Origin of the sequence: Micromonospora sp. NPDC047465 (genome assembly GCF_040643125.1) — a bacterium.
Taxonomy (GTDB): Bacteria; Actinomycetota; Actinomycetes; order Mycobacteriales; family Micromonosporaceae; genus Micromonospora.
Genome location: NZ_JBEYTP010000080.1, coordinates 1 through 11,864 on the forward strand (window position 1 = coordinate 1; position 11,864 = coordinate 11,864).

The following is an 11,864-nucleotide window of genomic DNA, read 5'->3' on the forward strand; positions in this document are numbered from 1 at the left end:
TTTGTTCTGTTTTTTTGGTTGTTTTTGTTTTTCTCGTGTCTCTCCTGCCGGCCGCCCCCCCCCCCCCGCGGCCGCGCCCGCGGCCGGGCCGGGCCCCCCCCCCCCGGACGTGGCCCGGCCGGCGCCGCCCGGTCAGAGCGTCGCGGTCAGCCGCTCGACCACGGCGGCGGCGGGGCCGGTGGTGGCGTGCCGGTAGCCGGTGCCGGCCCACAGGTGCACCCGGTCCGCGTGCCCGGCCGCGGCCGCCGCCGCGCGCATGCCCCGGGTCAGGTGGTGCAGCTCCGGATAGCCGAGCGGCGCGACGGGCTCGTACCGGTCGATGAAGGCGTTGCGCAGCCCGCGCGCCGGCCGTCCGGTGAAGGCGCGGGTGAGCACGGTGCCGGTGCGGGCCGGGTCGGCCAGGGCGTCGCGATGGGTGCGGCTGGCCCCGCTCTCGTCGGTGCGTAGCAGCAACGTTCCGACGGCCACCGCCGTGGCGCCGGCGGCGACCAGGGCACGGACGTCGTCGGGGCCGGCGACGCCGCCGGCGGCCACCACCGGCAGCCCGGTGGCCCGGAGCACGTCCTGGACCAGGGGTCGGGTCGAGGTCGGCGGGGCCGGCCGGTGCGGGGTGTGGGTGCCGCTGTGCCCGCCGGCCTCGGCGCCCTGGGCGACCAGGCCGTCGACGCCCAGCTCGCGTGCGGCGAGCGCCTCGTCCACCGAGGTCACCGTGACCAGCACCCGGGTGCCGGCGCGGCGCAGCGCGGTCACCGCCGCCGGGTCGGGCAGGCCGAAGGTGAAGCTGACCACCGGCACCGGGACGGCCAGCAGCAGGTCGATCTTGTCCGGCCAGTGGTCGTCGTCGTGCACCAGCGGCGCGGCGGCCAGGTCGAGCCCGTACGGTGCGCCCTCGGCGGCGATCTGGTGGGCGTACCGGCGGAAGGCGGTCTCGTCGATGTCGCGGCCGCCGGGCACGAACAGGTTCACCCCGTGCGGCGTCCCGGTGGCGCGCAGCTCGGCCAGCTCGGCGGCGACCGCCTCGGGGGTCTTGTAGCCGGCGGCGAGGAAGGCGAAGCCGCCGGCGGCGGCGACGGCGCGGACCAGGGCGCAGGTGGTGGCGCCCCCGGCGAGGGGGGCGGCGACGACCGGCGTCGCGCTGCCGAACAGGTTGGTCCACGCGTCGCCGGTCATCGCCTCACCCTAGTCCCGGGCCGGGTCAGTGCTGCGGGATGTGGGCCACTCCGATGCGCTTGCGGAACACCCAGTACGTCCAGCCCTGGTAGGCCAGCACGATCGGGGTGAACACCACCGCCACCCAGGTCATGATCTTCAGGGTGTAGGGGGTGGAGGCGGCGTTGGTGGCGGTCAGCGTCCCCGCCGCATCCAGGGTGGACGGCAGCACGTTCGGGAACAGCGCCGCGAACAGCGTCGCCACGGCCAGGCCGATCGCCACGGCGGTGCCGGCGAACGCCCAGCCTTCCCGGCGTACCCGGGCGGCGGCGAGACCGCCGAGCAGGGCGAGGGCCGCGCCGACGGCGAACACGACGGCGGCCGCGCTGGAGCGGATGGTCAACGTCCAGGACAGGAACGCCACCGCGAGCACGGCGGTGACCACGCCCAGGCGCACCGCGAGCGCGCCGGCGCGCTCGCGGACGTCGCCCACGGTCTTCAGCGCGACGAACACCGCGCCGTGGGTGAGGAACAGCGCCGCGGTGGTCGCGCCGCCCAGCAGGGCGTACGGGTGGAGGAGGTCGAGCAGGCCGCCGACGTACTCGTGGTCGGCGTCCAGCGGCACGCCGCGCAGGATGTTGGCGAACGCCACGCCCCACAGCACCGCCGGCACGAGCGAGCCGACGAAGATCGCCGTGTCCCAGCGCCGCTTCCAGGACGCCTCGGGACGCTTGTGGCGGTACTCGAAGGCGACGCCGCGGGCGATCAGGGCCAGCAGGATCAGCAGCAGCGGCAGGTAGAAGCCGGAGAACAGGGTGGCGTACCACTCGGGGAAGGCGGCGAACATCGCGCCGCCGGCGGTGATCAGCCACACCTCGTTGCCGTCCCAGACCGGGCCGATGGTGTTGATCAGGACGCGGCGTTCCCGGTCGTTGCGGCCGAGCACGGGCAGCAGCATGCCGACGCCGAAGTCGAAGCCCTCCAGGATGAAGTACCCGGTGAACAGGACCGCGACGAGCAGAAACCAGATGGTGGCGAGTTCCACGGTGGGCTCCGGTGATCAGTAGGCGAAGGCGAGCGGGCGCTCGGCGTCGTCGTCGGTGTCGTCGGTCTCCGGCGCCGGGGTGAGGTCGGGCACACCGGCCTTGGCGTAGCGCAGCAGCAGCTTGACCTCCACCACGGCGAGGGTGGCGTAGATCAGGGTGAAGGCGGTGAACGAGGTGAGCACCTCGGTCATCGACACGCTGCGGGACACGCCGTCGCGGGTGAGCATCTCGCCGAAGACGATCCACGGCTGGCGGCCCATCTCGGTGAAGATCCAGCCGAAGGAGTTCGCGGCCAGCGGCAGCAGCGGCATGACCAGGCCGGCGCGCAGCAGCCACTTGCTGGTGGGCGTGCGGCCCTTGCGCTGGCTCCAGAGCACCAGCAGGGCGATCGCGGCGGCGGCCATCCCGAAGCCGATCATGAAGCGGAAGCTCCAGTAGGTGACCGGGATGATCGGGGTGTAGCTGCCGGCGCCGTACTGGGCGGCGTACTGGGCCTGGAGGTCGTTGATGCCGTGCACGGTGCCGTTCGGGTCGCCGGTGCCCAGCCACGACAGCAGGTGCGGAATCTTGAGGGCGAACACCTCGCGGCTGCCGTCGAGGCTGCCGACGGTGAGCACGGAGAACGAGGCGGGCGACTCGGTGGTGTAGAGGCCCTCGGCGGCGGCCATCTTCATCGGCTGCACCTCGGTCATGATCTTGCCCTGGATGTCGCCGGTGAAGCCGACGACGACGGCGGCGAGCAGGGTGACCCAGGAGCCGAACTTCGCGGCGAACCGGTACGCGGGGGTGTCGGCGGAGTCGCGGTTGCGTACCAGGTGCCACATGGCGACGGCGACCAGCAGCGAGCCGGCCACCAGGAACGCGCCGGCGATGGTGTGCGGGAAGGTGATCAGGGCGACCTTGTTGGTCAGCACCGCCATGAAGTCGGTCAGCTCGGCGCGGCCGGTGTCGGGGTTGATCCGGTAGCCGACCGGGTTCTGCATGAACGAGTTCGCCGCGAGGATGAAGTACGCGCTGAGGTTGCTGCCGATCGCGGCGGCCCAGATGGCGGCCAGGTGCAGCCGCTTGGGCAGCCGGTCCCAGCCGAAGATCCACAGGCCGATGAAGGTCGACTCCAGGAAGAACGCGACCAGTGCCTCGATGGCGAGCGGCGCGCCGAAGATGTCGCCGACGAAGCGGGAGTAGTCGCTCCAGTTCATGCCGAACTGGAACTCCTGCACGATGCCGGTGACCACGCCCATGGCGAAGTTGATCAGGAAGAGCTTGCCGTAGAACTTGGTGAGCTTCAGGTACTTCTCGTCGCCGGTGCGGTGCCACATCGTCTGCAGGATCGCCACCAGCACGGACAGGCCGATGGTCAGCGGCACGAAGAGAAAGTGGTAGACGGTGGTGACACCGAACTGCCAGCGGGCGACGTCCAACGCGTCCACCAGAGAACCCCCAGCTGTGCATACTACGAGACGTAGTAAATACTACTTCCCGTCGTAGACGAACGGGCAGGGGCGGGGGTCCCTAACCCGCCCGGGACCAATGACCCTGATCACCTCTGCCGAACGGCCCCGACGGTCGCCGTGCCGACGCCCCCGCCCCCGCCGCCCGGCCCGCGCGTGCGACCATTGCCGGCTGATGGACACCGCCCACCCGACGTGGCAGCCCCCGCTGATCTGGCGCGCCGCGCAGCTGCTCGCCCGCGCCGTCGTCGCGCTCGTGGCCCGCCTCGAGGTCAGCGGGCACGTGCCCGAGGCGCTGCGCCGGGGCCCGCTGATCCTGGCCGCCAACCACATCAGCCCGTTCGACCCGGTCGTCCTCGCCGCCGCCTGCCGGGCCCGGGGCGTCGCCCCCCGGATCATGGCCACCGGCGGGCTGTTCCGCGCCCCCGTCATCGGGGCCGCGATGCGCCGCGCCGGGCACATCCGCGTCGACCGCGGCACGAGCGCCGTACACCAGGCCCTCGACGACGCCGCCGCGGCCGTCACCGGCGGCTCGGTGATCCTGGTCTACCCCGAGGGCCGCATCGGCCTGGACCCCGGCATGTGGCCCGAACGCGGCAAGACCGGCGTGGCCCGCCTCGCCCTGGCCTGCGCCGCGCCGGTGATCCCGATCGCCCAGTGGGGGTCGCACGAGGTGCTGCCCTACCGCGCCCCGAAGGGTCTGCTGCGCGGCGTCGCCCGCGCCGTGTGGCGGCGCCCCGTGGTCCGGGTGCACTTCGGCGACCCGGTCGACCTGGGCGACATCACGCCCGTCACGCCCGGCGCGGCCCGGCGCGCCACCGACCGGATCATCGACGCCATCACCGACGGCCTGGCCCCGCTGCGGCCCGACGAGCCCGACCGGCCCCGCCACGTCGACCCCGGCCGACCCGCCGACACCAGCCGCTCGCACCGCCGTCGCCCCACCGCCTGAGCCGAGCCTCGTCCCGGCCGCCACCCGCGGCGCGAGCCTCGCCCCGGCCGCCGCCAGGATAAACCGGCCCCGCCCGGCGGATCGACGCGGCGACACCCCGCCGGACTCCCGGATCCCCTGCGCGACCCGCGTCCACGGTGGCCGTTCGGGAGGCGGTCCGCGCCGGCGATCAACGGCCACGGGCTGGTTGCCGCGCGGCAACCGGAGACCGGCATACTGCGTCGCGTGCTGACCCGTCACCCCTACCTCGACGCCCCCGCGCCGCTGGCCTTCGCCCACCGCGGCGGCGCCGCCGAGGGCGACGAGAACACCGCCGCGGCGTTCGCCCGCGCGATCGGGCTCGGCTACCGGTACGTGGAGACCGACGTGCACGGCACCGCCGACGGCGTGGCGGTGGTCTTTCACGACGCCACCCTGACGCGGGTCACCGGCGAGCCCGGGCGCATCGCCGACCTGCGCTGGGCGGACCTGGCCTCGGTACGCGTCGGCGGCGCCGCCGTGGTGCCCCGCTTCGACGAGGTCCTCGACGCCTGGCCCGAGGTTCGGTTCAACGTCGACGTCAAGGCCGACGGCGGCGTCGACCCGACCGTGGCCACGGTCGCGCGCGCCAACGCCGGCGACCGGGTGCTGCTCGCCTCGTTCAGCGACGCCCGGCTGGCCCGACTGCGCGCCAGCACCGGAGGCCGGATCGCCACCAGCCTCGGCATGCGCGGGGTGGCCCGGCTGCGGATGGCCTCGCTGACCGGCCGGGCGCTGCGGCTGCCCCCGTCGGTCGTCGCCGCCCAGGTGCCGGTGCGCTACGGGCGGGTGCGTGTGGTGGACCGCCGGTTCCTGCGCTACGCCCACCGACTCGGCCTGCAGGTGCACGTTTGGACGATCGACGAACCTGCCGAGATGCACGAGTTACTTGATCTTGGAGTGGATGGCATCATGACCGATCACGTCGGCGTGCTGCGCGACGTCTACCGCAGCCGCGGCCACTGGGCCGCCTGAGCGCCGAAGGACCCCCGATGGCCGAGACCGCCACCCCCACGGTCGGCGACACCCCCGCCCCGGCGAGCACCCGCCGCGAACGCACCGGCTGGTACTTCTACGACTGGGCGATGTCCGCCTTCTCCACCACCGTGATCACCGTGTTCCTCGGCCCGTTCCTGACCACCGTCACCGAACTGGCCGCCGGCTGCGAACTCGGCGCCGACACCTGCTCCGGGTACGTGTACCCGCTGGGCATCAAGGTCGCCGCGGGGTCGTACTTCCCGTACCTGGTGTCGTTGTCGGTGTTCCTCACCGTGTTCGTGCTGCCCGTCATCGGGGCGGTCGCCGACCGGTCGGCGCACAAGAAGCGGTTGCTCGCCGCGGCGGCCTTCACCGGCGCCGGCGCCACCGTCGGCATGCTCTTCGTCACCGGTGACCGGTACCTGCTCGGTGGGCTGCTGTTCCTCGTCGCCAACATCGCCTTCGGCGCCGGCGTCGTGGTCTACAACTCGTTCCTGCCGCAGCTCGGCGGCCCCGACGACCGCGACGGCATCTCCAGCCGCGGCTGGGCGCTCGGCTACCTCGGCGGCGGCCTGCTGCTGGCACTCAACCTGGTCGCGGTCAGCATGCTCGGCGAGGAGGGCAACCACCAGCGCACCCTCGACCTGGCCCGCTGGTCGATCGTGTCCGCCGGGCTGTGGTGGGCGGTGTTCACCCTGATTCCGCTGCGGTGGCTGCGCGAACACCCCACCGCCGCCGCGCTGGCCGGCGGCAATCCGGTCACCGACGGGTTCCGGCAGCTCGGCCGTACCCTGCGGGAGATCAAGGCGTACCCGCTGACGCTGTTCTTCCTGCTCGCGTTCCTGGTCTACAACGACGGCATCCAGACCGTCATCGCCCTGGCCAGCCAGTACGGCACCGAGGAGCTGAAGCTCGGCCAGAGCACCCTGATCGTGACCATCCTGCTGGTGCAGTTCCTCGCCTTCGGCGGCGCGCTGCTGCTCGGCGCGCTCGCCAAGCGCATCGGCGCCTGGAAGACCGTCCTGATCAGCCTGGTGCTGTGGACCGGGGTGATCCTCGGCGCGTTCCGGCTGCCCGCCGAGGCGCCGCTGCCGTTCATGGTCCTCGGCGCGGCCATCGGCCTGGTGCTCGGCGGCAGCCAGGCGCTGAGCCGGTCGCTGTTCAGCCAGCTCATCCCCGCCGGCAAGGAGGGCGAATACTACGGCTTCTACGAGATCAGCGACAAGGGCACCAGTTGGCTCGGCCCGCTGGCCTTCGGCCTGGTGTTCCAGCTGACCTCCTCGTACCGGGTGGGCCTGGTCTCCCTGCTCATCTTCTTCGTCGTCGGGTTCCTGCTGCTGCTGGCCGTGCCGATCCGCCGCGCGATCGTCGCCGCCGGCAACACCCCGCCCCGGGTGCTGTGAGGCAGCGCGGACCGCACCGGCCGGATCGGGGGGCGTCGATCAGCTAGGCTGCCCGACCGTGACCGACCACGCCGCCGCCCCGACCTGTCTGGCGCGCCCGCCGCTGGGCCCCGACGACTCCCCCGCCCGGTGCGCCGCGGCGCGGGGCGTGGACGGGCGTCCGCTGCACGCCGCGGCGTTGAAGTTCTTCTGGGGGCCGATGGACTGCGGCAAGTCCACGATGGCGTTGCAGATGAACCACAACCACGCCCGGCAGGGTCGCCGTGGCCTGGTCACCACCCGCATCGACCGCTCGCTGGGCCCGCAGGTCACCACCCGCATCGGGCTGGCCCACGAGGCCGTCGAGGTCACCGACGACCTCGACCTGCGCACGCTGGTGCGCGACACGTGGGCCGAGGGGGTCCGCGTCGACTACCTCATCTGCGACGAGGCCTCCTTCTACAACCTGGAGCACATCGAGCAGATGGCCGAGCTGGTCGACAGCTACGACGTCGACGTGTACGCGTTCGGGCTGGCCACCGACTTCCGGTCCTGCCTGTTCCCGGCCGCGCAGCGGCTGTTCGAACTCGCCGACGAGGTGGCCCGCATCCAGGTCGAGGTGCTCTGCTGGTGCGGCCGGGAAGGGCTGCTCAACGCCCGGGTGGTCGGCGGGCGGGTCGTCCGCGAGGGCGAACAGGTCGTCATCGGCGACACGGTGGACAGTGCGGAGGTGCGCTACCAGGTGCTGTGCCGGCGGCACTACCGGGCCGGCGAGCTCGGCCCGCGCCGCTGACACGTCAGTACGGGTCACCGCACACCCGCCAGTCGCCGCCCTCCCGCACCACCGACAGCTTCCGCTCCTCGGCCAGCCCGTTGTCGCGGATCAGCCGCACCGTCACCGTGCCCTGCGGGCGGCCGCCGCGCGTCGCCACCGACACGTCGAGGATCTCGTAGCCGCTGACCACCGGCGGCGTGCGCAACCAGCTGGTGAACCCGATCGGGCTCCACCGGGTGCGCGCGTCGGCGCAGAGCCGGTCGTACGCGCCGTCGGTGTCGCCCGCCGCGACCGAGCGCAGGAACCCGTCGGCGGTCTCCCGCACCGGGCCGCTGGCCTGCGTGACCACCTGCACGTTCCAGGCGCCCAGCCCGGCCACCCCGACGCAGCACAGCAGCACGGCGACGCCCGCGAACACCAGCCCGGTGCGCATCGGGCGGCGCCGCCGGGCCGGCCGGCTCCACGGCTGCTCAGCGCCCACCCGTCGACCGTAGAGAACCGGTGGGGCCGCCCGCAGGAAAAGCCGGCCCGGCCCGGACGGGCGCCGCGTCGTCCCCCGTCGACGTGCGCCCCGCGAGCCCGCCGACGCGCCCACCCGGACGGGGCCGGCCCCGCCGGGCCGGCTCACGGCTCGATGAGGCCGGCCCGGATGGCGTAGCGGGTCAACTCGAGCCGGTCCCGGAGGCCGAGCTTCTGCAGCAGGTTGGCCCGGTGCCGTTCGACGGTCTTGACGCTGATGAACAGCAGGCGGGCGATCTCCTTCGACGAGTGACCCTCGGCGACGAGCTTGAGGATCTCCTCCTCGCGTTCGGTGATGGCCCGCGCCGGCAGGCTCTCGCCGCGGGCGGTGCGTTCCAGGTAGGTGCGGATGAGGGCGTTGATCGCGCCGGGATAGAGGAACGGCTCGTCGCGTACGGCGGCGCGACAGGCCTCCACCAGGTCACGGTCGGCGACGGACTTGAGCACGTAGCCGTTGGCGCCGACCTTGAGGGCCTCGAAGAAGTACTGCTCGTTGTCGTACATCGTCAGGATGAGGATGCGCAGGTCCGGCTGCTGCCGGGACAGCTCCCGGGCCGCCTGCAGGCCGGTCATCCGGGGCATGGCGATGTCGAGGATGGCCAGGTCGGGGCGCTCGGCCTGGGCCAGGGCGACGGCCTCCGCGCCGTCGCCGGCCTCGGCCACGACCGTCAGGTCCGGTTCGCTGTCGAGGATGAGCCGGACCCCGCGGCGCACCAGGGCGTGGTCGTCGGCGAGCAGGATGCGGGTCGTCACGGTCGGCCGTCCCGGTCGGTCAGCGGCACCCGCAGCCGCACCTCGGTGCCGCCGGCCGGGCCGGAGGTCACGGCGAGCGGAGCGCCTATGAGCAGGGCCCGCTCGCGCATCCCGCGGATGCCGGCGCCCTCGGCCGCGTCGCCGACGCCCCGGCCGTCGTCGCGGATCCGCAGCTGCACGTGGCCCGGCTGAGCGGCCAGGGACACCTCGACGGTGGTGGCCCTGGCGTGCCGGACGGTGTTGGTGAGGGCCTCCTGGGCGACCCGGTAGATCACCAGCTCGGCCTCGCCGTCGAGGGCCGGCAGGTCCGCGCCGAGGTGCTGACGCACGGCCAGCTCGGTGTGCCCGGTGACCTCCGTGACGAGCGCCTTCAGGGCACTGATCAGGCCGAGTTCCTCCAGCACCCCGGGACGTAGCCGGCGGGCGATGCGGCGGATCTCGTCGAGGCTGTCGCGGGTGGTCTCCTGCACCTGGGCGAGCTGCGCGCGAACCGGGTCGGGCGCGTGGCGGGCGACCTGTTTCAGTTCGAGCAGGACCGCGGTCAGCGTCTGGCCGACCTCGTCGTGCAGCTCCTGGGCGATACGGCGGCGCTCGGCCTCCTGCGCGGACAGGGCGGCGGCCGCGCTGGTCGCCCGTTCCGCCTCCAGACGGTCGATCATGGCGTTGAAGGCGCGGATCAGCTCCGCGATGCCGGCCTGCCCGGCCGGGACCGGGCGCGGCTCGGGCTGGAGCAGGTCGATGGTGGTCATGGCCCGGGTCAGGCGGCGCAGCGGCGCCAGGCCGACCCGCAGCAGCGCGGCGTTGGCGACCAGCATCGCGGCGAGGCCCACGGTCAGGACGACGGCCTCGGTGAGCAGCACCGGGGTGGAGACCGTGACCGGGCCGAGCAGCAGCAACGTGGCGGTGACGAGGACCGCCGCGTTGAGCAGGAAGATCCGCCAGAACAGCGACACGACGACACCTCCCTTCCCGGCCCTGGTGGCCCGCCGGCCCGCGCCGACATCGGCAATTGTCCACAGGCCGGCGGGCGGCGGGTGGTCACGCTCCGCAGCGGTCCCCCTCTTCATGATCCAGCCTGCCCGGCGGCGCGCGTGGTGTAAATGCGTGCCCGCACCCATTTATCCGCCGCGACCCGCGCCGGGCCGGGCCGACCGCCGGAGGCGACGGCGGCAAATGGGTGTCAGCCCCGATGTCGGCCCGCACCGGGCGGATGACCATGAAGACAGGCCCGGACCGCTCGGGCCCACTCCTGCGCACCCGGCCGCACCGCCTGCCGGTGCGCTGCCCCGTTGCGCCGAACCCCTCCTGGGAGGACCCCGTGAACCGTCACCTGGTGCTGTCAGCACCCGTGCCACCGGAAGCCGCGATCCTCGCCTGTGGGCACCGGCCCACCATCACGGAGAACGGCCCGCCGGGCGGGCGCCCGTGAGCGTCTGGCCCGCCCTGGCCGCGACCGCCATCTTCGTGGTCGCGTTCGTGTTCATCGCCACAGAGAAAATCAACCGGGTCGCGGTGGTGCTGGGCGCCGCCGGCCTGATGGCCCTGCTCGGGCTCGTGCCCGGGTCGCACGTGTTCTACGAGCAGCACGCCGGCATCGACTGGGACGTCATCTTCCTGCTCCTCGGGATGATGATCATCGTCGGGGTGATCAAACAGACCGGGGTGTTCGAGTTCCTGGCGATCTGGGCGGCACAGCGCTCGCGGGGGCGCCCGTTCCGGCTGATGGTGCTGCTCATGGCGATCACCGCCGCCCTGTCGCCGTTCCTGGACAACGTCACCACCGTCATGCTGGTCGCCCCGATCACCATCTCGGTGTGCCGCCGGCTGGGCGTGCCCGCCGCGCCGTACCTAATCGCCGAGGTGCTCGCCTCCAACATCGCCGGCGCCGCGACCCTGATCGGCGACCCGCCCAACATCATCATCGGTAGCCGGGCCGGGCTGAGCTTCAACGACTTCCTGGTGCACATGGCGCCGGTCACGCTGCTGATGTTCCTCGCGTTCCTGGTGCTGGCGCGGGTCATGTTCCGCCGCTCGTTCGTGCACCACCCCGAACGGTTCGAGGCCGTACGCGACATGGACGCCCGCGCCGCCATCACCGACCCGCGGATGCTGGTCCGCTGCCTGGTCGTGCTCGGCCTGGTGATGGCCGGGTTCATGCTGCACGCGGTGATCCACGTCGACGTGGCCGTCGTCGCGTTGCTCGGCGCCGGACTGATGGTGCTGGTGACCCGGGCGGACACGTCGGCGTACCTCGCCGAGGTCGAGTGGCCGACGCTGGTCTTCTTCACCGGGCTGTTCGTGATGGTCGCCGGTCTCACCGAGACCGGGGTGATCGGGCTGATCGGGGAATGGGCCAGCGACGCCGTCGGCGACAACTACTTCACGGCGGCCACCGGCCTGATCTTCGGCTCGGCGGTGCTCGGCGCGTTCTTCGACAACATCCCGTACACGGCGACCATGGCGCCGATCGTGGAGAACCTCGTCGCCGGCGCCCCGGATCCCGTCACCGGCGAGGCGCTGTGGTGGTCCTTCGCCCTCGGCGCCGACCTGGGCGGCAACGGCACGGCCGTGGCGGCCAGCGCCAACATCGTCGTGCTGGGCATCGCGGCCCGCGCCGGCGAGCCGATCAGCTTCTGGCAGTTCACCCGGTACGGCATCGTCACCACGGTGCTGACCACGGTGATCGCGTGGGGGTACGTGTGGCTGCGCTACTTCGCCGCGTAGCCGGCGCCCGGGGCGGGCGCGACAGCGCCAACATCGTCGTGCTGGGCATCGCGGCCCGCGCCGGCGAGCCGATCAGCTTCTGGCAGTTCACCCGGTACGGCATCGTCACCACGGTGC

Annotated in this window: 11 protein-coding genes; 5 read left to right on the forward strand and 6 right to left on the reverse strand. The window is 72.9% G+C overall.

The window, feature by feature from the left end; all coding sequences use genetic code 11:
- Positions 1-132 precede the first annotated feature (132 nt).
- From ABZ793_RS33365 to ABZ793_RS33375, 3 genes are read right to left on the reverse strand one after another with little or no spacing between them, the layout of a single operon-like run.
- Positions 133-1,170: a nitronate monooxygenase gene (locus ABZ793_RS33365; protein ID WP_357464749.1), complete on the reverse strand. Its 1,038-nt coding sequence runs from the start codon at positions 1,168-1,170 to the stop codon at positions 133-135.
- Positions 1,171-1,195: 25 nt separating this feature from the next.
- Positions 1,196-2,194, reverse strand: coding sequence for a cytochrome d ubiquinol oxidase subunit II (gene cydB / locus ABZ793_RS33370; protein WP_357464751.1), 999 nt, complete (start codon positions 2,192-2,194; stop codon positions 1,196-1,198).
- A gap of 15 nt (positions 2,195-2,209) precedes the next feature.
- Positions 2,210-3,625, reverse strand: coding sequence for a cytochrome ubiquinol oxidase subunit I (locus ABZ793_RS33375; protein WP_357464753.1), 1,416 nt, complete (start codon positions 3,623-3,625; stop codon positions 2,210-2,212).
- 196 nt (positions 3,626-3,821) lie between these two features.
- Between ABZ793_RS33375 and ABZ793_RS33380 the strand changes: the two genes are divergently transcribed.
- The 4 genes from ABZ793_RS33380 (at position 3,822) to ABZ793_RS33395 (ending at position 7,769) form a co-directional block, all read left to right on the forward strand.
- Complete coding sequence (locus ABZ793_RS33380; RefSeq protein WP_357464755.1) at positions 3,822-4,598, forward strand: lysophospholipid acyltransferase family protein; 777 nt, start codon at positions 3,822-3,824, stop codon at positions 4,596-4,598.
- Positions 4,599-4,823: 225 nt separating this feature from the next.
- A complete protein-coding gene (locus ABZ793_RS33385; RefSeq protein ID WP_357464757.1) occupies positions 4,824-5,591 on the forward strand; it encodes a glycerophosphodiester phosphodiesterase in 768 nt (255 codons plus the stop codon).
- A gap of 17 nt (positions 5,592-5,608) precedes the next feature.
- Positions 5,609-6,997 (forward strand): MFS transporter, encoded by a 1,389-nt coding sequence (locus ABZ793_RS33390; protein WP_357464759.1) that lies wholly within the window; start codon positions 5,609-5,611, stop codon positions 6,995-6,997.
- A gap of 103 nt (positions 6,998-7,100) precedes the next feature.
- Positions 7,101-7,769 (forward strand): thymidine kinase, encoded by a 669-nt coding sequence (locus tag ABZ793_RS33395; protein ID WP_357464775.1) that lies wholly within the window; start codon positions 7,101-7,103, stop codon positions 7,767-7,769.
- Between the two features lie 4 nt (positions 7,770-7,773).
- On the opposite strand, the gene ABZ793_RS33400 is transcribed toward ABZ793_RS33395, so the two are convergent.
- From ABZ793_RS33400 to ABZ793_RS33410, 3 genes are all read right to left on the reverse strand, one after another.
- On the reverse strand, positions 7,774-8,232 hold the full coding sequence (locus ABZ793_RS33400; protein WP_357464761.1) for a hypothetical protein: 459 nt from the start codon (positions 8,230-8,232) through the stop codon (positions 7,774-7,776).
- A gap of 143 nt (positions 8,233-8,375) precedes the next feature.
- Complete coding sequence (locus ABZ793_RS33405) at positions 8,376-9,023, reverse strand: response regulator transcription factor (protein ID WP_350705562.1); 648 nt, start codon at positions 9,021-9,023, stop codon at positions 8,376-8,378.
- On the reverse strand, positions 9,020-9,976 hold the full coding sequence (locus tag ABZ793_RS33410) for a HAMP domain-containing sensor histidine kinase (RefSeq protein WP_350705560.1): 957 nt from the start codon (positions 9,974-9,976) through the stop codon (positions 9,020-9,022). The genes ABZ793_RS33405 and ABZ793_RS33410 overlap by 4 nt, the downstream gene beginning before the upstream one ends.
- Positions 9,977-10,448: 472 nt before the next feature.
- Here ABZ793_RS33410 and ABZ793_RS33415 point away from each other — a divergent pair, with 472 nt between their 5' ends.
- Positions 10,449-11,747, forward strand: coding sequence for an ArsB/NhaD family transporter (locus ABZ793_RS33415; protein ID WP_357464764.1), 1,299 nt, complete (start codon positions 10,449-10,451; stop codon positions 11,745-11,747).
- Positions 11,748-11,864 lie beyond the last annotated feature (117 nt).

Bases quoted from the DNA above. Each gene is read 5' to 3' on its own strand.
- ABZ793_RS33390 (WP_357464759.1), top strand. From the start codon at position 5,609: ATGGCCGAGACCGCCACCCCCACGGTCGGCGACACCCCCGCCCCGGCG.
- ABZ793_RS33365 (WP_357464749.1), bottom strand. From the start codon at position 1,170: ATGACCGGCGACGCGTGGACCAACCTGTTCGGCAGCGCGACGCCGGTC.
- ABZ793_RS33380 (WP_357464755.1), top strand. From the start codon at position 3,822: ATGGACACCGCCCACCCGACGTGGCAGCCCCCGCTGATCTGGCGCGCC.